Origin of the sequence: Actinocatenispora thailandica, assembly GCF_016865425.1 — a bacterium.
Taxonomy (GTDB): Bacteria; Actinomycetota; Actinomycetes; order Mycobacteriales; family Micromonosporaceae; genus Actinocatenispora; species Actinocatenispora thailandica.
The window spans coordinates 2,539,465-2,561,063 of sequence record NZ_AP023355.1; the positions used below are offsets into that span (position 1 = coordinate 2,539,465).

The 21,599-nt window shown below is 71.7% G+C and carries 25 protein-coding genes and 2 pseudogenes; 19 read left to right on the plus strand and 8 right to left on the minus strand.

Annotation, left to right across the window (positions count from 1 at the left end):
* Positions 1 to 16: 16 nt before the first annotated feature.
* The 5 genes from Athai_RS34755 (at position 17) to Athai_RS11290 (ending at position 2,819) form a co-directional block, all read left to right on the plus strand.
* Positions 17 to 271 carry a sulfatase-like hydrolase/transferase gene (locus Athai_RS34755; RefSeq protein ID WP_203961456.1) on the plus strand — a complete coding sequence of 85 codons (255 nt, stop codon included), beginning with the start codon at positions 17 to 19 and terminating at the stop codon, positions 269 to 271.
* A gap of 11 nt (positions 272 to 282) precedes the next feature.
* Complete coding sequence (locus Athai_RS11275; RefSeq protein ID WP_203961457.1) at positions 283 to 1,887, plus strand: sulfatase-like hydrolase/transferase; 1,605 nt, start codon at positions 283 to 285, stop codon at positions 1,885 to 1,887.
* A gap of 115 nt (positions 1,888 to 2,002) precedes the next feature.
* The gene (locus Athai_RS11280; RefSeq protein ID WP_239156872.1) at positions 2,003 to 2,443 is read left to right on the plus strand and encodes a DUF5753 domain-containing protein; all 441 of its coding nucleotides are present in this window, start codon (positions 2,003 to 2,005) and stop codon (positions 2,441 to 2,443) included.
* Positions 2,440 to 2,634, plus strand: a complete 195-nt coding sequence (locus Athai_RS11285; RefSeq protein WP_239156873.1) for a DUF397 domain-containing protein — start codon at positions 2,440 to 2,442, stop codon at positions 2,632 to 2,634. The genes Athai_RS11280 and Athai_RS11285 overlap by 4 nt, the downstream gene beginning before the upstream one ends.
* Positions 2,631 to 2,819, plus strand: a complete 189-nt coding sequence (locus Athai_RS11290) for a DUF397 domain-containing protein (protein WP_203961459.1) — start codon at positions 2,631 to 2,633, stop codon at positions 2,817 to 2,819. Before Athai_RS11285 ends, Athai_RS11290 begins: the two co-directional genes overlap by 4 nt.
* Before the next feature lie 12 nt (positions 2,820 to 2,831).
* Here Athai_RS11290 and Athai_RS11295 read toward each other — a convergent pair whose 3' ends face one another.
* The gene (locus tag Athai_RS11295) at positions 2,832 to 3,173 is read right to left on the minus strand and encodes a YciI family protein (RefSeq protein ID WP_203961460.1); all 342 of its coding nucleotides are present in this window, start codon (positions 3,171 to 3,173) and stop codon (positions 2,832 to 2,834) included.
* A gap of 160 nt (positions 3,174 to 3,333) precedes the next feature.
* Here Athai_RS11295 and proS point away from each other — a divergent pair, with 160 nt between their 5' ends.
* Complete coding sequence (gene proS / locus Athai_RS11300) at positions 3,334 to 4,740, plus strand: proline--tRNA ligase (protein WP_203961461.1); 1,407 nt, start codon at positions 3,334 to 3,336, stop codon at positions 4,738 to 4,740.
* 165 nt (positions 4,741 to 4,905) lie between these two features.
* Here the strand turns inward: proS and Athai_RS11305 are convergent, their stop codons facing one another.
* The 7 genes from Athai_RS11305 to Athai_RS11335 are packed head-to-tail and all read right to left on the minus strand — an operon-like array spanning position 4,906 to position 12,692.
* Entirely contained in the window at positions 4,906 to 5,886 is a 981-nt protein-coding gene (locus tag Athai_RS11305; RefSeq protein ID WP_203961462.1) for an Lrp/AsnC family transcriptional regulator, read from the minus strand.
* Between the two features lie 54 nt (positions 5,887 to 5,940).
* A complete protein-coding gene (locus Athai_RS11310) occupies positions 5,941 to 6,786 on the minus strand; it encodes an alpha/beta fold hydrolase (RefSeq protein WP_239156874.1) in 846 nt (281 codons plus the stop codon).
* Positions 6,787 to 6,807: 21 nt separating this feature from the next.
* The gene (locus Athai_RS11315) at positions 6,808 to 7,983 is read right to left on the minus strand and encodes a M24 family metallopeptidase (protein WP_203961463.1); all 1,176 of its coding nucleotides are present in this window, start codon (positions 7,981 to 7,983) and stop codon (positions 6,808 to 6,810) included.
* A 24-nt stretch (positions 7,984 to 8,007) separates the two neighbouring features.
* A complete protein-coding gene (locus Athai_RS11320; protein WP_203961464.1) occupies positions 8,008 to 8,904 on the minus strand; it encodes an ABC transporter permease in 897 nt (298 codons plus the stop codon).
* Positions 8,901 to 9,866, minus strand: a complete 966-nt coding sequence (locus Athai_RS11325; protein ID WP_203961465.1) for an ABC transporter permease — start codon at positions 9,864 to 9,866, stop codon at positions 8,901 to 8,903. Before Athai_RS11325 ends, Athai_RS11320 begins: the two co-directional genes overlap by 4 nt.
* A gap of 13 nt (positions 9,867 to 9,879) precedes the next feature.
* The gene (locus tag Athai_RS11330) at positions 9,880 to 11,484 is read right to left on the minus strand and encodes an ABC transporter substrate-binding protein (protein ID WP_203961466.1); all 1,605 of its coding nucleotides are present in this window, start codon (positions 11,482 to 11,484) and stop codon (positions 9,880 to 9,882) included.
* A complete protein-coding gene (locus tag Athai_RS11335; protein WP_203961467.1) occupies positions 11,484 to 12,692 on the minus strand; it encodes a dipeptidase in 1,209 nt (402 codons plus the stop codon). The genes Athai_RS11330 and Athai_RS11335 overlap by 1 nt, the downstream gene beginning before the upstream one ends.
* A 236-nt stretch (positions 12,693 to 12,928) precedes the next feature.
* On the opposite strand from Athai_RS11335, the gene Athai_RS11340 reads away from it, so the two are divergent.
* The 13 genes and pseudogenes from Athai_RS11340 (at position 12,929) to Athai_RS11400 (ending at position 21,596) form a co-directional block, all read left to right on the plus strand.
* Positions 12,929 to 13,909 carry an ABC transporter ATP-binding protein gene (locus tag Athai_RS11340; protein ID WP_239156875.1) on the plus strand — a complete coding sequence of 327 codons (981 nt, stop codon included), beginning with the start codon at positions 12,929 to 12,931 and terminating at the stop codon, positions 13,907 to 13,909.
* Positions 13,896 to 14,884 (plus strand): annotated as a pseudogene (locus Athai_RS11345) (ABC transporter ATP-binding protein). Before Athai_RS11340 ends, Athai_RS11345 begins: the two are co-directional and overlap by 14 nt.
* A pseudogene (locus Athai_RS35055) lies at positions 14,847 to 15,587 on the plus strand (ribonuclease FAU-1 family protein); the annotation flags it as partial. The pseudogenes Athai_RS11345 and Athai_RS35055, both read left to right, overlap by 38 nt.
* 460 nt (positions 15,588 to 16,047) lie before the next feature.
* Positions 16,048 to 16,545, plus strand: coding sequence for a 30S ribosomal protein S16 (rpsP, locus tag Athai_RS11355; protein ID WP_203961469.1), 498 nt, complete (start codon positions 16,048 to 16,050; stop codon positions 16,543 to 16,545).
* Positions 16,526 to 16,777 carry an RNA-binding protein gene (locus Athai_RS11360; protein ID WP_030446474.1) on the plus strand — a complete coding sequence of 84 codons (252 nt, stop codon included), beginning with the start codon at positions 16,526 to 16,528 and terminating at the stop codon, positions 16,775 to 16,777. Before rpsP ends, Athai_RS11360 begins: the two co-directional genes overlap by 20 nt.
* Before the next feature lies 1 nt (position 16,778).
* Positions 16,779 to 17,303, plus strand: coding sequence for a ribosome maturation factor RimM (rimM, locus tag Athai_RS11365; protein WP_203961470.1), 525 nt, complete (start codon positions 16,779 to 16,781; stop codon positions 17,301 to 17,303).
* Positions 17,304 to 17,331: 28 nt separating this feature from the next.
* Positions 17,332 to 18,105 carry a tRNA (guanosine(37)-N1)-methyltransferase TrmD gene (gene trmD / locus Athai_RS11370; protein WP_203961471.1) on the plus strand — a complete coding sequence of 258 codons (774 nt, stop codon included), beginning with the start codon at positions 17,332 to 17,334 and terminating at the stop codon, positions 18,103 to 18,105.
* Between the two features lie 111 nt (positions 18,106 to 18,216).
* Positions 18,217 to 18,573 carry a 50S ribosomal protein L19 gene (gene rplS, locus Athai_RS11375; protein ID WP_203961472.1) on the plus strand — a complete coding sequence of 119 codons (357 nt, stop codon included), beginning with the start codon at positions 18,217 to 18,219 and terminating at the stop codon, positions 18,571 to 18,573.
* A 113-nt stretch (positions 18,574 to 18,686) separates the two neighbouring features.
* The gene (gene lepB / locus Athai_RS11380; RefSeq protein ID WP_203961473.1) at positions 18,687 to 19,349 is read left to right on the plus strand and encodes a signal peptidase I; all 663 of its coding nucleotides are present in this window, start codon (positions 18,687 to 18,689) and stop codon (positions 19,347 to 19,349) included.
* A 120-nt stretch (positions 19,350 to 19,469) separates the two neighbouring features.
* Positions 19,470 to 20,195 carry a ribonuclease HII gene (locus Athai_RS11385; RefSeq protein ID WP_203961474.1) on the plus strand — a complete coding sequence of 242 codons (726 nt, stop codon included), beginning with the start codon at positions 19,470 to 19,472 and terminating at the stop codon, positions 20,193 to 20,195.
* Between the two features lie 81 nt (positions 20,196 to 20,276).
* A complete protein-coding gene (locus tag Athai_RS11390; RefSeq protein ID WP_203961475.1) occupies positions 20,277 to 20,600 on the plus strand; it encodes a DUF2469 domain-containing protein in 324 nt (107 codons plus the stop codon).
* Between the two features lie 146 nt (positions 20,601 to 20,746).
* Complete coding sequence (locus tag Athai_RS11395) at positions 20,747 to 21,043, plus strand: hypothetical protein (protein ID WP_203961476.1); 297 nt, start codon at positions 20,747 to 20,749, stop codon at positions 21,041 to 21,043.
* A 136-nt stretch (positions 21,044 to 21,179) separates the two neighbouring features.
* Positions 21,180 to 21,596 (plus strand): YraN family protein, encoded by a 417-nt coding sequence (locus Athai_RS11400; RefSeq protein ID WP_203961477.1) that lies wholly within the window; start codon positions 21,180 to 21,182, stop codon positions 21,594 to 21,596.
* The last annotated feature ends 3 nt before the right edge of the window (positions 21,597 to 21,599 follow it).

Below are 21,599 nucleotides of genomic sequence, written 5' to 3' on the forward strand. Positions count from 1 at the left end.
GAAGAAAGGCCGCCCCATGCCCGAACAACCCGACGTCGTCCTGGTGCTCGCCGACGACATGGGCTTCTCCGACATCGGCTGCTACGGCGGCGAGGTGGCCACGCCGAACCTGGACCGGCTGGCCGCGCACGGAGTCCGGATGTCGCAGTTCTACAACACGGCACGGTGCAGCCCGTCCCGGGCGTCGCTGGTGACCGGGCTGCACCCGCACCAGACGGGCATCGGCATCCTCAACTACGACGACGCCCCGACGGGTACCCGGGCACCCTGAACGACAAGTGCGTGACCATCGCCGAGGTGCTCGGCGCCGCCGGCTACGGGACCTACCTGAGCGGCAAGTGGCACCTGTCCTCGGACCTGCACACCCCGAACGGCGCCTGGCCCACCCGGCGCGGCTTCGACGAGTTCTACGGCACGCTGGAAGGCGCCGGCAGCTACTTCGGCACCCGGACCCTGACCCGCGGCGAGACCAACATCGAGGCCGAGGCCGCCGACCCGGACTTCTACTACACCGACGCGATCAGCGACAACGCCGCCGGGTTCATCCGCGGCCACCACCGCGACCGGGCCGCCGACCCGCTGTTCCTCTACCTCGCCTACACCGCGCCGCACTGGCCGCTGCACGCGCGTCAACAGGACGTCGACCGCTACGCGGGCCGCTTCGACGAGGGCTGGGACGTGCTGCGCGGCGAGCGGATGCGGCGGCTCGTCGAGTCCGGAGTCCTGGACCGCGGCTGGGCGATCAGCGACCGTGACCCGGCCGTACCGGCGTGGGACAGCACCGACGACCACGCCTGGCAGGCGGCCCGGATGGCCGTGTACGCGGCCCAGATCGACCGGATGGACCAGGGGATCGGGCGGGTACTGGACGCGCTGGAGCAGACCGGGCGGCTGGCCAACACCCTGTTCGTGTTCCTGTCCGACAACGGCGGCTGCGCCGAGGAGATGCCGGTCGAGACGGTCCGCGACTTCATCACCGGGTTCGTGGCCTTCGACGAGACCACCCGCGCCGGTGACCCGGTCCGGCCGGGCAACTCGCCGGAGATCCTGCCGGGCGGCGAGGACACCTACGCCACCTACGGCCGGGAGTGGGCGAACCTGTCCAACACGCCGTTCCGCGAATACAAGCACTGGGTGCACGAGGGCGGCATCGCGACGCCGCTGATCGCGCACTGGCCGGCCGGGCTCGGTACCGAGCCGCGCATCGTGCACGGCCCGCACCAGCTCCCGGACGTGATGGCCACGGTGTTGGAGCTGACCGGGGCGCCCTACCCGGCGCAGTACCAGGGGCGGGACGTGCTGCCGCCGGAGGGCACCAGCATGCTGCCGACCTGGCGCGGCGAGCAACCGCCGGACCGGACCCTCTACTGGGAGCACGAGGGCAACGCGGCGGTCCGCCGGGGCCGCTGGAAGCTGGTCCGCAAGTACCCGGGGGCTGGGAACTGTACGACATCGACGCCGACCGCACCGAGCTGCACGACCTGGCCGGCGCGCACCCCGAGGTGGTGGCCGACCTCGCCGCCGACTACCAGCGCTGGGCGGACCGCTGCGGCGTGCTGCCCCGCGAGCAGGTCCTGGCACTCTACGAGCGGCGGGGCCGCGCCCTGCCCCAGTGACCCGCTGCCGGACCCGCCGTCGCCGGGTGTCCGCGAGTCGGGCTCCCGGCACCGGCCTGCCGGCGTGTCCGGCCCGGTCCACGCTGCCGGCTGCCTCGGCTGCTCGGTCGCGGGTGTAGCCGGCTGCCTGCTACCTCGGTTGGTCGGCGTCCGGTGTCGGCGGCTCGTCGAGCCAGAGGAGTTCGTCGTGGCAGTCGACCAGTCGGTCGAAGGCACGGCGAGCGGGCCGGAACTGGCTGATCGTGTGGTCGCGGTGGACCACGAGCGCTGAGCCGGCGAGCCGCAGGCCCCACGCGGTGACCTCGGGCGAGCCGGTGTCGCTGTCGTCGGTGTAGTCGACCAGTAGGAACCGGCGCGGCATCGTGGCGAGATCCAGTCCGGGCACAGTGCTGTTCAGGCGGTCGCGGAGGGCGGCGTCGAGGCCGCGAGCCGCCCGGCTGGAACGCCAGGAGATCCTGGACCGCCCGTCCCCGCCGCTGCTCTGGGCCGTCCTGGACGAGGGCGTACTCCGCCGCCCCGTCGGCACCCCCGACGTGATGCGCGCCCAGCTCCAACACTTGCTGGAAATGGCCCAACGCCAACACATCCGCCTCCAGGTCCTCCCCTTCGCCGCCGGCGTCCACGCCGCGATGGACGGAGCCTTCGAGGTCCTGGATCTGCCGAACAGGGAGCACGTGGTGTATGTGGAGGGGCCGGGCGCCGGTCGAATCTTCATTTCTCCCAACGTGGTGACACAATTGCGCCTGAGATTCGACGCGCTGCGTGGTTTGGCGCTGTCGCCGGACGATTCGGCGAACATGATCGCGGCAACGTTGGGAGAGCTGTGACCGACATCGATGGACTGTGCTGGTGGAAGAGCACCCGGAGCGGAAACCAGGGTGGCAACTGCATCGAGGTCGCCGCGAGCGGTGACGCCTGGTATGTCCGTGACAGCAAGGACCCCGCGGCCGGCCACCTCACGGTCGGCGTCGCCTCGTGGCGGTCGTTCGTAGCCATGGTCAAGGACGACGCCCGGTGAGTGACGAGCTGCGCTGGCGGAAGAGCAGCCGCAGCGGCAGTCAGGGCGGGGCATGCGTCGAGGTCGCCGCCAGCGACGGTGCGTGGTACGTGCGGGACAGCAAGAGCCCGGACGGCGGCCGCCTTGTCATCGACCAGGTCGCGTGGCGGTCGTTCGTCGGGGCCATCCGGCGGCGCACGCTCTGAAATCGCCGGGCCTCAAACGACCCGGCGGACCTCCTGGGGCCAACCGCAGGCCACCGCGATCTTGCCGGCCCACAGCCTGGCGGCCTCCTCGTCGGCCACGTCCACCACGGTGAACCCGCCGAGGAACTCCTTCGTCTCGGCGTAGGGCCCGTCGGTGAACGTCAGCGTGCCGCTGGTCGCGTCCGCGCTGAACGCCTTGCTGTGGTCCTCCTCCAGCCCGCCGGCGAACACGTACGCGCCGGCCACCTTGATCTCTTCCACTACCGCCTTCGCCAGCGGTCCACGCGCCGCGAACCACTCCGCAGGATGGTCACCCACCCACTGCTGGTTGAAGTAGATGATGTACTTCGCCACGTCGACTCCCGTTCCGTGGCGGACCCGATGCCCGCCTCCAGATACTCCACGAACGAGCCACCCCCGATCCGACACCACGCGCCGAGAAATCCAGCGGGTACCCGGGTGGCGGGTACGCCGCTGGTGGGGCGGTCATGCTGGGCGAATAGGATGTCGCACCATGGCGCGAGTGCTGACCCCGCAGGCGGAGGACTTTCCCCGCTGGTACCAGGACGTGATCAACAAGGCCGAGCTGGCCGACAACGGGCCGGTGCGCGGCACCATGGTGATCCGACCGACCGGGTACGCCATCTGGGAGCGCATCCAGTCCGAGATGGACGACCGGATCAAGCTCGCCGGCGCCCAGAACGCGTACTTTCCGCTGTTCATCCCGGAGAGCTACCTCAAGCGCGAGGCGCAGCACGTGGAGGGGTTCTCGCCGGAGCTGGCGGTGGTCACCCACGCCGGCGGCAAGGACCTGGACGAGCCGGTCGTGGTGCGCCCGACGTCCGAGACGGTCATCGGCGAGTTCATGGCCAAGTGGGTGCAGTCCTACCGCGACCTGCCGCTGCTGCTCAACCAGTGGGCCAACGTGGTGCGCTGGGAGCTGCGCCCGCGGGTGTTCCTGCGCACCAGCGAGTTCCTCTGGCAGGAGGGGCACACCGCGCACGCCAGCGAGGCCGACGCCCGGGCGTACGCGCGGCGCATCCTGCACGAGGCGTACCAGGACCTGATGGTCAACGTGCTGGCGATGCCGGTGATCGTGGGGCGCAAGACGACCGCGGAGCGGTTCGCCGGCGCGACCAACACGTACACGCTGGAAGCGATGATGCGCGACGGCAAGGCGCTGCAGATGGGCACCTCGCACGAGCTGGGGCAGAACTTCGCGAAGGCGTTCGGGATCGAGTTCACCGGCGACAGCGGGACCCGCGAGTACGCCTGGACGACCTCCTGGGGTACCTCCACCCGGATGGTCGGCGGGCTGATCATGTGCCACGGCGACGACAGCGGGCTGCGGGTGCCGCCGCGGTTGGCGCCGATCCAGGCGCACGTGATGGTCGTCAAGTCCGGCGACGCGGTGCCGGAGACCGCGGCGAAGCTGCGCGACGCGCTGCGGGACGCGGGGGTGCGGGTCGGGTTCGACGACCGTACCGACACGCCGTTCGGGCGCCGTGCGGTCGACGCGGAGCTGAAGGGATACCCGATCCGGGTCGAGGTCGGCCCGCGGGACCTCGCCGCCGGCAACGTGGTGCTGGCCCGGCGTTCGACCGGCGGCAAGACCCCGGTGCCGGTGGACAAGGCGGTGGACGAGATCCAGGCCGCGCTCGCCGCCGACCAGCAGGCGCTGTACGACCAGGCACTCGCGTTCCGGGAGGCGCACACCGTCGACGTGACGACCCCGGACGACGCGGTGGCCGCGGCGGCGACCGGCTTCGCCCGGATCCCGTGGTCGGCGCTGGGCGCGGCCGGCGAGGCCGAACTGAACAAGCAGGCGGTCACGGTGCGCTGCCTGGTCCGCGCCGACGGCTCGGTGCCGGACAGCGAGGACGAGCCCGAGCTGACCGCCTACGTCGCCCGCTCGTACTGAGCCCGCTGTCACTGAGCCCGCTGGTACCGAGCCCGCTCGTACCGATCCGCTGGTACCGAGCCCGCTGGTACCGAGCCCGCTCGTACCGAGCCCGCTCGTACCGACCCGCTCTCGCGGCGGCGCCGGCCGGTGACCGGCGCCGCGGGGCGGCGTCGACCGGTGCCGTCAGGGTGCGGGGCGGCTGGGTAGTTGACCCCGCCACCACGGGGTTTCCACGAAGCCGCGGCGGATGGTGAGCAGCTCCATGCTGGCCCGCCATCCCTCCACCCCGGACAGCGCGCCGAGCGTGTCGGTGGTGAACCGGAACAGGTCGCGTTCGGTGGGCAGGATCAGCTCGCACATCAGGCAGTTCGCGGACAGCATCGCCGCGACGTAGCGCACCCCGCGGTGGGTGGCGAGTTCCCGCGCCACCTCGTCCAGCCGGGACGGCGCGACCGTGACGTCCAGCAGCACCTCGGACTCGAAGCCGAGCGCCGCCGACGGGACGAGCGTGGTGACGGTCAGGCAGCCGCGGTCGCGCATCGCCTCGAACCGTCGGCGCACGGTGCTCTCGTTGATCGACAGGCGGGCCGCGACGGTACGGAAGCTGTCCCGGGCGTGCCCGCGCAGCTCGGCGATGATGGCGCGGTCGGTGGCGTCGAAATGCTCCGGCGCGCACTCGTGCGGTTCGGGGCCGGCCGCGATCTCGCCGCCCCGGTACCAGTCGTGCGCCACCTTGTAGGTGTGCAGCCGCAGGTCGGTCTCGCACCGGGCGATGCCGTCGATGGTCTGTATCTCCTCGACGACCCGGGCGGCGAGCGAATCGGCGCGCGGCACGTTGATCTCGGCGACGATGTCGTACGCGCCGCTGACCAGCGCGAGGAACCGCACGTCGGCGCGGCCGGCGAGCTGGGCGCAGACCCGTGCCTGGCGGCCGGGGGAGCAGGTGATGCGCAGCACGAACAGGTCGGCCGGCCCGGCGTGCTGGGTGTCCGGGACGGCGGCGACCCGGACGATGCCGTCGCGCAGCAGCTGCTGGCCGCGGCGGGACACCGCGGACAGCGAGCTGCCGCAGGCGGCGGCGATGTCGGTCCAGCTGGCCCGACCGTCGTCCTGCAGCGCGGCGACGATGCGCCGGCTCAGCTCGTCCAGCGCGGGAGCGTTCATCGGCGAGTTCATCCGCCGGCGCCCGTCCGGGCGTGCCGGAGCCGGCGACCGGCGTCAGCGCGCATCGGCGCCGACCTCGTGCAGGAACTCACGCACCACCCGCCGCCACTGCTCGGCCTCCTCGATCTGCGGTGAATGACCGGACTTCTCGAACACCACGAGCCGGGCGTCCGGAATCAGCGACACTATCGTCTCACTGCACGCGACCGGGGTGATCCAGTCGTCGCGGCCGACCGTGACCAGTGTCGGGCAGGTGATGGTCGGCAGCTGTGCCTTGATGTCGTAGTGCGGCTGGTTGTGCGCGAAGGCGTAGTTGTGCGTGGCGTACCGGTACGGCGTCGCGGCGACCTTCGCCTCGACCGCGGCCGGGTCGTACACGTGGTCGTACAGCGGCAGGATCTCCCGCCAGCAGTCGCGCAGGTCGTCGTCGTCGCGGACCCGGCCGGTGTTGATCCGGTCCAGCTTCGCCAGGTCGATGCGTACCCGGGTGGATGCGGCGGCGTTGCGCCGAGCCGCGTCGTCGTTGGAGTGGTCGGCCGACGTGTCACGCAGCACCAGCGCGGAGACCCGGTCGGGGTGCCGGATCGCGTACTCCATCGAGATGAACCCGCCGTAGCTGCCGCCGGCCAGCACGAACCGCTCGACGCCGGCCCACTGCCGCAGCCCTTCCACGTCGGCGGCCCACTGCTCGTGCGTGTACGGCTCGTTGCCGCCGGACTCGCCGGAGCCCCGGGCGTCGAACACGATCACCCGGAACGTGTCGGCGAACGGCGCGAAGGTGGCTCGTGGCTCGGCGCGCGAACCCAGCCCCGGTGCCCCGTGATGGGCGATCAGGACCGGTGCGTCGTCGGCGCCGAACACCTCGACGGCCAGCTCGTTGTCGTTGATCGTCAGCCGCACGGGCTGCCCCTTTCCGTTGCGCTACGGGCAGATGACGAGGTCGTCGAGCTGCCGCGGGTAGCTGGTGAGCCGGCGCGCGCCGGTCTCGGTGACGAGCATCGAGTCGGAGATCCGGTAGCCGGCGTGGCCCGGTACGTAGAGGCCCGGCTCGTTGGACACGATCATGTTCGCGGCCAGCACGGTGTCGTCGCCGTCGGCGAGCCACGGTGGTTCGTGCATGCCCAGCCCGATCCCGTGCCCCTGCCGGTGCCGCAGGTACTCGCCGAGGCCGGCGTCGACGATCACCTGCAGGCAGCGCCGGTTGACCTCGCTGCACACCGCGCCGGCTCGGATCGCGTCGGCGCCGACCTGCTGTGCCTCGCGTACCGCGTCGTGGTAGCGGCGCTGGTCGGCCGTCGGCTCACCGAGCACGAACGTCCGCTCGCCCTCCACGTACCGGCCGCCGACGGCGCAGCCCAGCGACAGCATGAACGTGTCGCCGTCGCGCAGCCGGTACTCCGAGGGCAGCGCGTGCGGGTGGGCCGAGCGGGCGCCGGCGTACACCAGGCCGCCGGCGAGCATCCCGACCACCACCACGTCGGTGTGCTCGGCGTACATGATGCCGGTGCCGACGCCGCCGACGTGCGCGGCGAGCTCGGCCTCGCTGGGCAGGTCGGCACCGGCCGCCACCGCCTGCTCGATCAGTTCCCGGCCGGCGGCGAGCATCCGGTCGGTGATCCGGGCCGCCTCGGCGTGCAGGGCGATCTCGGCCGGGTACTTGACCTGCCGCATCGCCTCGACCACCGGCGTCACCGACAGCGTCGCCGCGGGCAACGCCGCGCGCAACGCGTCCCGGCGGGCCAGGGTCATGCTGCCCGGCACGCCGATGCGGTCGCGCCGGCCGGTGCCCGGCAGGTACGACAGCGGCGGTCGCAGCCCCGGGTACTCCGGGTACGCGACGAGGTCACCGGCCGCGTGCTGCGCCTGCGCGTGCTCGCGTTCCAGTTCCGGCAGTACCAGCACGGTGCGCTCGGCGTCCAGCAGCACCGTGACCGGCCGTTCGCCGGGGTGGTGGAAGAATCCGGTCAGGTAGGCGACGTCGGACGGGTCGTCGGTGCACAGCGCGTCCAGGCCGGCGCCGGCCAGCCGGTCGCGTACCGCGTCCTGCACCGTCCGGTAGTGCTCGCCCGGCAGCCGTTGACTCAGCGGCGTTCCCACCCCGTCTCCCTCCACAGTGGACGTTCAGTGGCCCTGGTTGCGCGGGTTGCGGGCGTCGTTGTACGCGATGGACATCAGCGTCGCGGACACCACCAGAGCGAGGATCGCCAGCGACGGGAACAGCGTGGTCCACCAGGCGCTGGACATCGCGCCGGACTGCTGCGCCTCGTACAGGATCCGGCCCCACGACCAGGACTGCGCGTCGGACAGGCCGAGGAAGGCCAGGCCGGCGGCGGACAGCACCGCCCGGGAAGCGGTCAGCACCACCGAGACCACGATGACCGGCGCCGTCGCGGGCAGCAGATGCTTGCGGATGATCCAGCGGTGGCTGCCGCCGATCACCCGCGCCGCGTCCATGTACGGCAGGTCCACCACCGACAGCGCCGCCGAGCGCACCACCCGGGTCACCTCCGGCCAGCTGAACGCGGCGATCACCGCCACCGTGACCGGCAGGCTCGGGCCGGCCAGCGCCGCGATCAGGATCATCAGCGGCAGTACCGGCAACGACAGCATCAGATCGACCAGGGTGCCGACCGCGGTGTCCAGCCGCCGGAAGTACGCCCCGACCACGGCGACCAGCACGCCGAGCGCGATCGCCAGCGCCGACGAGCAGACCGCCACCAGCATGCTGGCCCGGGTACCCCAGACGACCTCGGCGAAGATGTCCCGGCCCAGGTTGTCGGTGCCGAACCAGTGCGCCGCGGACGGCGCCCGCAACACGTCCGCCCCGTACCCGGTGGGTTCGGCGGCGATCAGCGGTGCGCACAGGCCGACCAGGATCAGTACCGCGACGACGACCACCGCGGGCAGCCCGAGCGGGTTGCGGCGAAACGCCCGCCAGGTGCGCCGGGCGGAGCTGTCGGCGACCGGCACCGGCTCCACCAGCGCGGCCGGGGAGTCGGTACGTGCCTGTGCGGTCATCGGGTCCTCACTCTCGGATCCAGCACCCCGTACAGCAGGTCGGTCAGCATGCTCGCCACCACCACGGTCGCGGCGAGCAGCACGAACGCGCCCTGCAACACCGGGTAGTCCAGCTGGGTGACCGCCTCGTAGATGCCGCGGCCGATGCCCGGGTAGGCGAAGATCGTCTCGGTCAGCACCGCGCCGCCGACCAGGAACCCGAGCTGCAGGCCGACCAGCGTGGTCGTCGGCAGCAGCGCGTTGCGCAGCGCGTGCTTCCACACCACCGCCCGGTTCGGCAGCCCCTTGGCGCGGGCCAGCTCGCAGTAGTCCTCACCCAGCGCGTCGATCAGGCTGGCCCGCAGCGTCAGCACGTACGAGCCGATCTGCAGCAGCATCAGCGACAGGCACGGCAGCACCAGGTGCGCCAGCACGTTGCCGTACCAGCCGGCGCCGGCCGCGTCGGGCGAGTACGCACCGCCGATCGGCAGCCAGCGCAGCCACAGCCCGAAGAAGAACAGCAGGAAGATCCCGACGCTCGGGACGAACAGCGACTGTCCCACGACGCCGCCCAACTGCACCAGCCGGTCGACCACGGTGCCGCGGCGGGTGGCGGCGAGCACGCCCAGCGGTACCCCGATCGCGATCGTCACCAGCAGGGCCGAGCCGGTCAGCAGCAGCGTCCACGGCAGCCGGGCCAGCAGCACCGACGAGACCGGTACCTGCTGGGTGAACGAGATCCCCAGGTTGCCGTGCAGCAACTGCCACAGGTACTTGCCGTACTGCACGAGCAGCGGCTGGTCCAGCCCGTACTGGTGCAGCAGCAGCGCCTGGTCGTGCTTGGTCATGTTCGGGTTCGCCACCGCCAGCGCGGGGTTGCCGGGCAGCAGCCGCAGCAGCAGGAACGTTGCGGTGACGGCGAACCAGAGGGTCAGCAGGCCGCGCGCCACGCGGCGGGCGGCGAATCGCAGTGCGGTGGTCATGGCCACGTCCTCATCAACTGCGGGTACGTACCCGGGCGAGCGACGCCGGGTCGACCACGGTGAGCAGCTCGCTCGGCTTGGCGACGAACCCGGTCCACTCGGTGCGGTGCGCGACGTAGAAGTTCTGCATGTAGACGACGTTGTCGTACACGTTGTCCCGGACCAGCCGGGCGGCCTCGGCGACCAGTTCGCGCTGCTTCTGCGGGGTGGCGACCTGCGCGTCGGTGATCAGCCTGGACAGCTTCGGATCGTCGACCTTGCTGTAGTTGATCGCCCCGCCGGGCAGGTAGGTCAGCGCCATGTTGGTGACCGGGTCGTCCATGATGGCGAAGTTGCCGGCGTAGATGTCGTAGTCGCCGGCGTCGGTCTTCGCCAGGTAGGTGTTGCGGTCCATGCCCTGCAACGTGATGGCGATGCCGGCCTTCGCCGCGTCCGAGGCGACCATGCTGGCCCACTGCGCGGTGACCGCGTCCTGCAACGAGTAGATCATCCGCAGCGACAGCCCGAACCGGCCGTGCCGGTCCTGGCGGTACCCGGCCTGCCGCAGCAGCCGCCGCGCGTGTGCCGGATCGTGCCGGTACTCGTGCATCGCCGGGTCGGCGTAGGCGGTCAGCACCGGGGCGATCGGGCTGGAGTGCGTCGACACCGCCTGGCCCTGCAACACCACCCGGCGGATCGCCGCGTAGTCGACCGCGTGCGCGAGCGCCTGCCGTACCTCCAGCCGGTCCAGCGGCTGGTGCTTCATGTTGTACGCCAGGTGCGCGTAACCCAGCCCCGGCACCTTGCGCAGGCTGACCCCCGCGGTGTGCCGCAGCACGTCGACCTGCGCCGGCGGCAGCGTGTTGGCGATCAGATCGACCTCGCCGCTGCGCAGCGCCAGGATCTCGGTGTTGATGTCCGGGTACACCCGGAACACCACCCGGGCCAGGCTCGGCCTCCCGCCCGGCGCCCACGGGTACGGCTCGGTGCGCTCCAGCGTGTACGCCTGCCCCTTCGCCGCCGACACCAGCGTGTACGGCCCGCAGCCGACCCAGTCGCCGGTGTTGGCGAACGTCGCCACGTTGCCGACCCTGCCGAACACGTGCGCCGGCACCACGTTCATCCAGAACCCGACCTCGCGCAGCACCGTCTGGTCCGGCTTGGACAGGTGCAGCAGTACCTCGGTGTCCGACGCCGCGCTCGCCCTCGTCACGTTGGTGAGCTGCCCGAAGGTGGTGTTGCCGGCGGGCTTGTCGCGCTTGATCGCGTTGACGGTGAACGCGACGTCCGCCGCGGTCACCGGCTTCCCGTCGCTCCAGCGCACGTCGTCGCGGATCCGGTAGTACCCGGTCCTCGGATCGTGGTAGCCGTGCCCGACGGCGAGCCACGGCTGCTTGTTGCCGGCGTCGTCGATGGTCAGCAGCCGCGGGTACATCAGGTCGGTGATCCAGTAGTCGGTGCGGCTGTTGCCGACCAGCGGGTTGAAGTTGACCACGTCGGTGGTCGTCGCGACGGTCAGGGTGGCGCCGGCCGCCCGGGAGCCCGGCCGCGGGCTCGGCGCGCAGCCGGCCAGCGCAGCACCGACCGCCGGCGCGCCGACCGCGGTGGCGGCGAGCGCCGCGAACGACCGGCGGCGCATCAGACCCAGACCTCGTCGAGCACGCGCAGGATGTTGCCGCCGACGACCTTGCGGATCTCGTCGTCGGAGTAGTCGTGCGCGACCAGCCAGCCGATGATGTTGGTGAAGCACTCGGCCGGGTTCTCCAGCCCGTCGACGTACTCGACCTTCGGGTAGTCGACGTGGCCGTGCGCCTGCGCGATCGACAGGTTCTTCGCGAACGCGTCGTGCAGCCCGACGTGGTCGCCGAACAGCGTGTCCGGCCCGAACGCCACGTGGTCGATGCCGACCACCTCGACCAGGTGGGTGAAGTGGTCCATCACCGACTCCAGCGAGTGCTTCGGGTGCGCCTCGGACAGGCTGGTGTGCGGCGCGGCCTCCAGGCCGAGCACCCCGCCGCGCTCGGCGCAGGCGGCGATCAGCGCGTCCGGCTTCATCCGGTTGGTCGGCCACACCTCGCGGGAGCCGCAGTGCGTGATGAACACCGGCTTGGTCGAGGTCTGGATGACCTCCAGCGCGGTCCGGTCGCCGGAGTGCGAGATGTCGATCGCGAGGCCCAGCTTGTTCATCCGCTTCACGGCGCGTTCGCCGAAGAACGTCAGCCCGCCGTCGCCGCGCTCCTTGAGCCCGGACCCCAGCGTGTTGGCCTCCGAGTACGCGATGCCGATCTGGCGCACGCCGAAGCCGTACAGCACGTCGAGCCGGTCCACCTCGTTCTCGATCATGGTGGCGGCTTCCAGCCCGAACACGTGCGCCACCCGGCCGGTGGCGTGCGCGTCGCGGATGTCGGCGACGGTTTCCGCCTTCACCACGAAGTCCTGGTGCGCGAGGTCGGCCATCCGCACCCCGAGGTCGAACAGCACGTCCTGGTACTTCCAGCCGGCGTCGGAGGAGATGCAGCAGGTGCCGTCCATGCCGTTGTCGAACACGGCGGTCATGCCGGAGCGGGCGAGACCGGCGTACCCGGTGGGTTCGCGGCCCTGCCGGATGTGCTCGCGCAGCTCGCCCATGTCCTCCGGGAAGACCTGGACGTGGTCGTGCAGCGAGATGACGATCTCGTCGCGTAGCAGTCGTCGCGCCCGCTGCTCCTGCGTGTCGGACAGCGACAGGCCGGCGTACTCGGGCACCCGGCCGATCTGCTTCGCGTACCGGAACGCGCGGTAGTCGACGTCCGGCTCCAGGTAGTCCCAGGCGGTGTAGCCGGTGTAGCGGGCGGCCGGTTCGAGCATGGCGTTCCCTTCGCTTCGCGGTCGGTGTGCCGGTACCGGCGTCGCTGCCGCCGGCGATCCTGGCGAATCAAGGGTTGCCAATCTGCGGCGCAGAAGTCAAGATGTCAGCAAGAATCAGGCAGGGATCAATGGTTGATGTCCAGTGTCGGGCACATCGTGGAAACATCGCGGAAACCCGTTGGCGGCAGCCTGGTGCTTCGGCCGGCGCGGCGCCGGCGAATCGATCGGAGGTGGCCGTGGCGGCTGCACCCACCCTGCGAGTCCGGGACCTGTCGGTGAGCTTCGGCCGTGACGGCGAGGTCCCGGCCGTACGCGGCGTCGACCTGGACGTGCACCGCGGCCAGCTCGTCGCGCTGCTCGGCGAGTCCGGCTCGGGCAAGTCGGTGACCGCCCGCGCGATCCTCGGGCTCTCCGACGCCCGGGTCGACGCCGAACAGCTGCGACTGGGCGAGCTCGATCTGACCGCGCTGAGCGAGGCGCAGCGCCGCGGCGTGCGGGGCAGCCGGATCAGCCTGGTGTTCCAGGACGCGCTGTCCGCGCTCAATCCGGTACTGACCATCGGCGACCAGCTCGGCGAGCTGTTCCGCGCCCACCGCGGCATGTCCCGCCGTGCCGCCCGGGCCAGGGCGGTCGAGCTGCTGCGTACGGTCGGCATCCCCGGCCCGGAGCAGCGCGTGCGCGGCTACCCGCACCAGTTCTCCGGCGGGATGCGGCAGCGGATCCTGATCGCGATGGCGATCGCGCTGGAACCCGACCTGCTGATCGCCGACGAACCGACCACCGCGCTGGACGTCACGGTGCAGGCGCAGATCCTCGACCTGCTCGACCGGCTGCGGGCCGAACGCGACATGGCGGTACTGCTGATCACCCACGATCTCGCCGTGGTCAGTGAGGTCGCCGATCACATCGCCGTGATGTACGCCGGCCGCATCGTCGAGACCGGCCGGACCGAGGACCTGCTGAGCCACCCCGCGCACCCCTACACCCAGGCGCTGCTGCGCTCGGTGCCGCGGCCGGACGCGGCCGGCGGCCGGCTCTACGCGATCCCGGGTACCCCACCGGTGCCGGCGCGGCGACCACCGGGCTGCCCGTTCCACCCCCGGTGCTCCTGGGCGGTCGAAAGCTGTGCCAGCACGCAACCCACGATGTCCATCGTCGGCCCCGGTCGGCAGGCCGCCTGCCACCGTGCGACGGAGGTGCTGCATGCCGCCGGATGACCAGATCCTCGTCGCGACCGACCTGCACCGCAGCTTCCGGGCCGGGCTCGGCCGCGGCCGGGTGAGTGCCGTCGACGGGGTCAGCCTGTCGGTCGCCGCCGGCGAGTCGCTCGGCATCGTCGGCGAGTCCGGCTGCGGCAAGTCCACCCTGGCCCGGATGCTGGTCGGCCTGGAACGCCCCGACGCCGGCAGCATCACCGTCGCCGGACACGACCTCGCCGCCGCTCGCGGCCGGCAACGCCGCGCGCTGCGCCGGCGCATCCAGATGGTGTTCCAGGACCCGTACACGTCGCTGGATCCCCGGCTGACCGTCGGTGACATCGTCGCCGAACCGCTGACCGTGCACCGCACCACCGGCCGGGCCGGCCGCGCCGGCAAGGTGATCGAGCTGCTGGACCTGGTCGGGCTGCCGGCCGACGTGGTGTCCCGCTACCCGCACCAGTTCTCCGGCGGTCAGCGGCAGCGCATCGGCATCGCCCGCGCGCTCGCCCTGGAACCCTCCGTACTGGTCTGCGACGAGCCGGTGTCCGCCCTCGACATGTCGGTCCAGGCGCAGGTCGTCAACCTGCTCCGGGACCTGCAGGAACGCACCGGGGTCGCGCTGGTGTTCATCGCACACGACCTGTCGGTGGTCCGGCACGTTTGCGACCGGGTCGCGGTGATGTACCTCGGCCGGCTCGCCGAGTCCGGCGACACCGACGCGGTGTACGACGCGCCCACCCACCCGTACACCCAGGCGCTGCTCGCCGCCGCGCCGGCCATCGGCCGGCGCCGGACCGCCCGACCGCCGGCCGGCGAACCCCCGAGCCCGATCGCACCCCGCCCGGCTGCCGCTTCCACCCCCGCTGCCCGCTCGCCGCCGGCCCCTGCGACACCGACCGACCCGACCTGCGTACCGTCCCGGTCGAGGTCGCGGGCTCGCACCTGGTCGCCTGCCATCACGCCGAGCAGGCCCTCGCCACCCCGACCGCCTGAACCGGGCTCGGCGCGGACGGCACGGCCGGCTCGGTGCCGGGGTGGCCAGCCTCGCCGGCGCCCGGCCGGGGCCGACGGCTGCCAGCGGCGCTGGCACGGGCTGCGGCGGCCAGCGGCGCTGGCACCGGCGACGGGTGCCAACGCCGCTGGCCCCTCGTCGCCCGGGCGCCCAGACGGTGCGCCGGCGGGGTGTGAGCGAGGCCATCCGGCGGTACCGGGCGTGACGCACGGCGGGCAGGCTGCCGACATGACGAAGATGCTGAACCGCGGCGACGTGCTCATCGAGCGGATCTACTTCGGCGGCGCGCTGTGCCAGGTGATCCCGGCCCGGGTCCTACGGCACGACGCCGACGAGCTGGTGGTCTGGGTGGCCGGTGGCACCCCGGTGCTGCGCCGGCGGGGCGTTTCCGGCCGTGCCCTGCGCGACGTCCCCCGGGACCAGTGGCCGACCGACCTGCAACCGGCGGAGTGGACCGGCTCGGGTGTGCTGCGCCGCTACCTGCCCGGCGCCGACCATTCGGTGTGGTGGTTCTTTGCCGACGGTGGTCCGAGCGGGCCGGACAGCTTCGCCGGCTGGTACGTCAACCTGGAGCGGCACGAACTGTGGCCGGACGGCGCCGGCATCGACGTGGTCGACCAGGAGCTGGACGGTTGGGTGACGCCGGATCACGCCTGGCAGTGGAAGGACGAGGAGTCGTTCGCCGCCAAGATCGGCGACCCCGGCTTCTTCACCGCGGCCGAGGCGGCACTGGTGCGGGCCGAGGGGAGCGGGTCCAGCCGGTCGCCGAGCGGGCCGGCTTCCCGTTCGACGGTACCTGGTGCGACTTTCGCCCCGATCCGTCCTGGTCGCTGCCCGACCTTCCGGCAGCCGACCTCGGGCGCCGGCCGGCCGCCCTGCGCGTCGGCGCCGAGGACGGGCAGGTGGCCGCCGGCGAGTACCCGAGTGCGACCCGGGACGGGGCACCGGTGCCCGATTGAGGGCGTGTCGTCGAGGCCGCGGCCGGTCTGGCAGAATGGACCGCTGAACCGGCGCGCGACCGGCGCCCTCTACCCGGTGCGTCGCCAGTCAACATGCCTACACGGATCCGTCGTCGTCGACCATGCCCCACGTGGTCGCCGCGCCGCGGCCCGCGGGGCTTTTCGACACAGGAGCGAACACAACCGTGGCAGTACGCATCCGGCTCAAGCGGCTGGGGAAGATTCGCAACCCGCAGTACCGCATCGTGGTGGCCGACGCCCGCACCAAGCGCGACGGCCGCGTCATCGAGGAGGTCGGCAAGTACCACCCGAAGGAGGACCCCTCGTACATCGAGGTCAACTCCGACCGGGTGCAGTACTGGCTGTCCGTCGGTGCGCAGCCGAGCGAGCCCGTGCAGGCGATCCTGTCCCGCACCGGTGACTGGCAGAAGTTCAAGGGCCAGCCGGCCCCGGAGCCGCTGAAGGTGCCGGCGCCGAAGCAGGACCGGCAGGCTCGGTACGAGGCGGAGGCCAAGGCGGCCGCCGGCGTCGACACGCCGGGCAAGCCCGAGGCCAAGACCGAGAAGAAGAAGCCGGCCAAGAAGGCCGAGGAGCCGGCCAAGAAGGCCGACGAGAAGGCCGACAGCGCGCCGGCGGCGACCGACGGGAAGGCGGCCGGTGCCGATGCCGGCGCGGAATCCTGAGGTGCTCCGCCCCGCCCTCGACCATCTGGTTCGCGGGATCGTGGAACACCCCGACGACGTGCGGGTCCGCATGGTCAACTCGCGCCGCGGCAAGCGGCTCGAGGTCCGGGTCCACCCGGACGACCTGGGCACCGTGATCGGCCGGGGTGGCCGTACCGCCAAGGCGCTGCGCCAGGTGGTCGGGTCGGTGGGCGGACGCGGTATTCGAGTCGAGATCATCGACAGTTACTGACGTGCAGCTGACCGTCGGACGCATCGTCCGTCCGCACGGCGTCCGGGGCGAGGTCCTGGTCGACGTGCGGACCGACGATCCGGAGATCCGTTTCGCCACCGGCGCGGTGCTGGCCACCACGCCGGTCGGCGTCGGACCGCTGACCGTGGAGTACGCCCGGGGGCGCACGGTGGCCGCCGGGCGGGTCCGGTTGATCGTGGCGTTCGCCGAGATCACCGACCGCAACCAGGCCGAGGACATGCGCGGTACCGAGCTGTCGGTGGACGCCGCCGAGCTGGTCGACCCGGACGATCCGGACGAGTTCCACGACCAGCAGCTGGTCGGGTTGACCGCTGTCGACACCGACGGCGCGCCGCTCGGCGAGGTGGTCCGCGTCGACCACCTACCCGCCTCCGAACTGCTCGCGGTGCGCCGGCCGGACGGGCACGAGGCACTGGTGCCGTTCGTGACCGCGCTGGTCCCGGAAGTCCGGCTGGACGCCGGCCAGGTGGTGCTGACGCCGCCGGAGGGCCTGCTCGACCTGTGACGACCGCCCGGTCGGATGAGGCTGAATCGTGCGTATCGATGTCCTGACGATCTTCCCCGACTACCTCGCGCCGCTGTCGCTGTCGTTGATCGGCCGGGCCCGCGAGCGCGGGCTGCTCGACGTGTCGGCGCACGATCTGCGGCGCTGGACCTCCGACGTGCACCGCACCGTCGACGACACCCCGTACGGCGGCGGTCCGGGCATGGTGATGCGGCCCGAGCCGTGGGGCCGGGCGTTCGACGAGCTGGTGCCGGCCGGCGTGGCGCCGCCACGGTTCGTGGTGCCGAGCCCGGCGGGAGCGCCGCTGACCCAGTCGCTCGCCGCCGAGCTCGCCGCCGAGCCCTGGTTGCTGTTCGGCTGCGGCCGGTACGAGGGCATCGACCAGCGAGTGCTGGACGACGCGGCGGACCGGATGCCGGTGACGGAGGTCTCGCTCGGCGACGTGGTGCTGTTCGGTGGCGAGGTGGCGGTGCTCGCGGTGGTCGAGGCGGTCACCCGGCTGCTGCCCGGGGTGCTCGGCAACGCCGAGTCGCTGGCCGAGGAGTCGCACACCGGCGGTCTGCTGGAGGCGCCGGTGTACACCAAACCGCCGGTCTGGCGGGAGCGGCCGGTACCCGACGTGCTCCGCTCCGGTGATCATGGCCGAATCGCCCGGTGGCGACGTGATCAGGCCCTCGTCCGTACCGCGAGACGCCGCCCCGATCTGCTGGCCGCATTGCCACCCGGTACGCTGGACGCGACGGACCAGCTTGCGCTCGCCGAGGGTGGATATCCACCCGAGTCGGAGAGTGTGGCAGAGTAGTGGGGTTGCCGCAGGCGCCAGATCGCCTCTTCGACTCTGGTACGGCCCGCAACCCAAAGAAGTTTCCACCCGGCGCTCACGCGCGCCCTTGAGTTTGAGGAAGCAGTCGCGATGAACACGCTGGACACTCTCGATGCCCAGTCTCAGCGGGTAGACGTTCCCGACTTCCGCCCCGGTGACACCGTCAAGGTCTCGGTCCGCGTCGTCGAGGGCACTCGGTCCCGCGTCCAGGTCTTCCAGGGCGTGGTGATCCGCCGGCAGGGCGCCGGGCTGCGCGAGACCTTCACCGTGCGGAAGGTCAGCTTCGGCGTCGGCGTCGAGCGCACCTTCCCGGTGAACACTCCGGTGATCGACAAGATCGAGCTGGTCACCCGCGGCGCCGTGCGCCGGGCCAAGCTCTACTACCTGCGTAACCTGCGCGGCAAGGCCGCCAAGATCAAGGAGAAGCGCGAGCCCAGCGCCAGCTGACGCGCCGGGTCCGACGCCGGGCTGCTGCCTTCGGGCCGCCGCCCGGCGTTGTCGTACCCGCGGTCCCGGCGGTCTCGCCATCGAAGATGATCGTGGCGTCGTAGGCTGCCCGAGTGACCGAAACCCACGCGCAGCGCCGGGCCGCGCATCCGCCGCAGCCCCGGCAGCACGGCTCGCTCTGGCGCGAGTTGCCGGTGCTGATCGTGATCGCGGTGCTGGTCGCAGTGACGGTTCGGGTCTTCGTCCTGCAGACGTTCTGGATCCCGTCCGGGTCCATGGAGCACACCCTCGACATCAACGACCGGGTGCTGGTCAACAAGATCAGCTACGACTTCCGGTCGCCGCACCGCGGTGCGGTGATCGTGTTCCGGTCGCCGGTGTCGTGGCGCACCGATCCCACCGAGAAGGACTTCATCAAGCGGGTCATCGCACTTGGCGGCGACCATGTCACCTGTTGTGACCGGAACGGTCGGATCAGCGTCAACGGTCACGTCCTGGACGAGACCTCCTACCTGTACCGGGAGGCCAACGGCACTCATCCGCCGTCCGACGGCAGGTTCGACGTGCGCGTCCCGGCCGGCCGGATCTGGGTGATGGGTGATCACCGACTGGAGTCCGGCGACTCGCGGGAGCACTACCTGCAGACCCGGGATCCGGTCGAGGCGACGATCCCGGCCAGTTCGGTGATCGGTGATGCGTTCGCGATCTACTGGCCGCCAAGCCGGATGCGCTTCCTCGGCATCCCGAGGACCTTCGACAAGGTGCCGGATCCGTGACCCCGCGGCGCGGTCGCCGCTGCCGCCGCGCCGTAGGCTGGGAGGTCGGTACGAGCCGACGGCTGCGGGTGGCGTAGCGTGACGCGCTCGTCCGCGTTGCCCCACGGAGGTTGCCGGCAGATGCTCGCGCCACAGCGCACCGTGATCCGTCGAGGGTCCGGGATGTACGGGCTGGAACAGGCGCTGCGCCGCCGTGGTTTCCGCCGCATCGCGGGTGCCGACGAGGCGGGCCGAGGCGCCTGTGCCGGCCCGCTGGTGGTCGCCGCCGCGGTGCTGCCCGCCGGCAAGCGCGGCGAGATTCCCGGCCTCGCCGACTCGAAGCTGCTCACCGCAGCCGCCCGGGAACGGGTCTACGACGAGGTCGTGGCGCGGGCCGAGGCGTACGAGATCGTCGTGATCACCCCGACCGAGGTCGACGTCCGCGGTCTGCACGTGTGCAACGTGGCCGGGATGCGCCGCGCGTTCGCCCGGCTGGCGCCGGCGCCGGACTACGTGCTCACCGACGGGTTCCCGGTCGACGGCGTCGGCGTGCCGGGCCTCGCGGTGTGGAAGGGCGACCGGGTCGCGGCCTGCGTCGCGGCGGCGAGCGTGCTGGCCAAGGTGACCAGGGACCGGATGATGACCGAGCTGGCCGAACGCTGGCCGCAGTACGGCTTCGCGGAGCACAAGGGTTACGTCACGCCGGTGCACTCGGCGGCACTGGAGCGGCACGGCCCGTGCCCGGAGCACCGCTTCTCGTACGTGAACGTGGCGGCCGTGGCGGATCGGGCCGACTCGGCGACCCGGCGGTCCCGACCCACCCTACCGGCGTCGACGCTTTTGCTGGCAGATGCCGACGAGGCATGATCTGCTCGGGGCGTCGGCGCGTCCCCGCGGCGACCGGCTCGCCGGCGTAGGCGACAATATCGGCATGGAGGACGCGACGAGATGAGCGCCGAGGATCTCGAGAAGTACGAGACGGAGATGGAGCTGCAGCTCTATCGCGAGTACCGCGACATCGTCCGCCAGTTCTCCTATGTCGTGGAGACCGAGCGCCGGTTCTACCTGGCCAACGCGGTCGACCTGGCGGTGCGCAACACCGACGGCGAGGTCTACTTCGAGGTGGAGATGACCGACGCCTGGGTCTGGGACATGTACCGGCCGGCGCGGTTCGTCAAGCACGTGCGGGTGATGACGTTCAAGGACGTCAACATCGAAGAGCTCGACAAGCCGGACATTTCTCTCCCGGACGACGCCAGCTTCGGCGCTTGACGGTCGCCTTCGTTCCGACCCAGCGCGGTCCGGTCCGATGCGTTCTGCCCGCTTCGATCCGACTCGGTTCGGTCGGTTGGACCCGGTTGGGCGGTATCTGGTACGGCCGGAGGGATGATCCGGCCGCAGCCGGGTATGCCGAGGTCATGGACGAGCCGCGGGAGACACCTTACGACAGCGATCCGCCGGGCGAGGTGGACATGCCACCCGACACCGGCCCGAACCCTCCGGCCATGCCCGGCACCTCGGAGGGGGAGCGGCCGGTTCAGGGCATCTACCGTCCCGACATCGGGCCAGGTGGACGCGACATCGACACCGGCGAGCGGCCACTGCCCGGCCGGGGCCGGATCTCGCGTGGTGGCGACGCCAGCGGCGCACCCGGCCCCGGACTGCCGGCCCCGCCGCACGAACGTACCGATCCCGAGTCGGATCCGGACAGCTGATCCCGCCTCGCGATAGCACGGGTTCGGTCGAACGCCACCTCTGTCCACAGGGGTGGCCGGTGTCCACAGATCTGCCCTGAGCGCCGGATCGCACGCCCGGTCCGCGGCACCGTTGCCGTGATCCGGGAGGTGCTCGATGAACTCATCAGGCTCGGGGCGACACGCCGGGCTCGGCGACCAAACCACCGCGTACCAGCGGCGGGCGGCGCTCGGCCGGTTCGGCGAACGGCTGGCCGCCGCCCATCTCAGCGGGCACGGGCTGACCGTGCTGGCGCGGAACTGGCGTTGCCCGCGCGGTGAGCTCGACCTCGTCGCCGTCGATCCCGGCACCGCGACACTGGTGTTCTGCGAGGTGAAGACGCGCCGGTCGGAGCGGTTCGGGCCGCCGGCCGCCGCGGTGGGTGCGGTCAAGGCGCAGCGCATTCGCGGCCTGGCGCTGGACTGGCTGGCCAGCACCGGCACCCGCCGCGGCCCGCTGCGCTTCGACGTGATCAGCGTGCTGGCGCCGCCCGGCGACACGGTCCGGCTCGAACACCTGACCTCGGCGTTCTGAGGC

Coding starts and splice junctions, on each gene's coding strand:
- Athai_RS34755 (WP_203961456.1), top strand. CDS start 17: ATGCCCGAACAACCCGACGTCGTCCTGGTGCTCGCCGACGACATGGGC.
- proS (WP_203961461.1), top strand. CDS start 3,334: ATGGCGCGAGTGCTGACCCCGCAGGCGGAGGACTTTCCCCGCTGGTAC.
- Athai_RS11305 (WP_203961462.1), bottom strand. CDS start 5,886: ATGAACGCTCCCGCGCTGGACGAGCTGAGCCGGCGCATCGTCGCCGCG.
- Athai_RS11320 (WP_203961464.1), bottom strand. CDS start 8,904: ATGACCGCACAGGCACGTACCGACTCCCCGGCCGCGCTGGTGGAGCCG.
- Athai_RS11325 (WP_203961465.1), bottom strand. CDS start 9,866: ATGACCACCGCACTGCGATTCGCCGCCCGCCGCGTGGCGCGCGGCCTG.
- Athai_RS11330 (WP_203961466.1), bottom strand. CDS start 11,484: ATGCGCCGCCGGTCGTTCGCGGCGCTCGCCGCCACCGCGGTCGGCGCG.
- Athai_RS11335 (WP_203961467.1), bottom strand. CDS start 12,692: ATGCTCGAACCGGCCGCCCGCTACACCGGCTACACCGCCTGGGACTAC.
- Athai_RS11360 (WP_030446474.1), top strand. CDS start 16,526: ATGCCGGCGCGGAATCCTGAGGTGCTCCGCCCCGCCCTCGACCATCTG.
- rplS (WP_203961472.1), top strand. CDS start 18,217: ATGAACACGCTGGACACTCTCGATGCCCAGTCTCAGCGGGTAGACGTT.
- Athai_RS11385 (WP_203961474.1), top strand. CDS start 19,470: ATGCTCGCGCCACAGCGCACCGTGATCCGTCGAGGGTCCGGGATGTAC.
- Athai_RS11390 (WP_203961475.1), top strand. CDS start 20,277: ATGAGCGCCGAGGATCTCGAGAAGTACGAGACGGAGATGGAGCTGCAG.
- Athai_RS11395 (WP_203961476.1), top strand. CDS start 20,747: ATGGACGAGCCGCGGGAGACACCTTACGACAGCGATCCGCCGGGCGAG.
- Athai_RS11400 (WP_203961477.1), top strand. CDS start 21,180: ATGAACTCATCAGGCTCGGGGCGACACGCCGGGCTCGGCGACCAAACC.